The 597-nt window shown below is 39.9% G+C and carries 1 protein-coding gene; it reads right to left on the reverse strand.

Annotated elements, in window-relative coordinates:
- Window positions 1–18: 18 nt before the first annotated feature.
- Window positions 19–444, reverse strand: a complete 426-nt coding sequence (locus tag BTA35_RS16535) for a hypothetical protein (RefSeq protein ID WP_078320905.1) — start codon at window positions 442–444, stop codon at window positions 19–21.
- Window positions 445–597 lie beyond the last annotated feature (153 nt).

The following is a 597-nucleotide window of genomic DNA, read 5'->3' on the forward strand; positions in this document are numbered from 1 at the left end:
CTATTAAGGGCTAACGCCTCAATCAGCCGACACGTCAGTGGTCGGCTGGATTGACTTGTTAGTGTTTTTAAGCTCAAAACCACGAACAATAACGTAAGCTATTAACGCAAATATAAAAATAACTAGATACATCCACGCAATACTTTGAAGTGTTTCTATGATTGCTCTATAAACCTCAATAGTCCACCTTTCGATAGTCAGTTCGAGTATCTCCGTATCCTTATGTCTTGCAGAAATATATCTTTCTAATTGATAAATCCTAACTCCACCAGAAATGCCTACAACGTATGTGGCGAACGTAATATATTTTTGCCACGCGATACTAATTGGATCTTTTATAATGCGATGGAATATCTCACCAATGGGCTTCTTAAATAGTTGGACTACGCCGAATGAAACAGCGACTGACAATCCAAATGTTACGAGTAGTAAAGTAAAAAACATGTTCTCTCCTTTTGAACACTAACGCCTCAATGTGGGGCTGCCGTAACAAAGCGAAGCGGCGTGTAGGCAGTCCCACCATTGACTTGTTATGGCTGCTATAGACCATGCTTCACTGCAAAAATATCGTTGTCTGGATTAGAGTTCCATTGATAT

The organism is Oceanospirillum linum, assembly GCF_001995095.2.
In the GTDB taxonomy this organism is placed as follows: Bacteria; Pseudomonadota; Gammaproteobacteria; order Pseudomonadales; family Halomonadaceae; genus Oceanospirillum; species Oceanospirillum linum.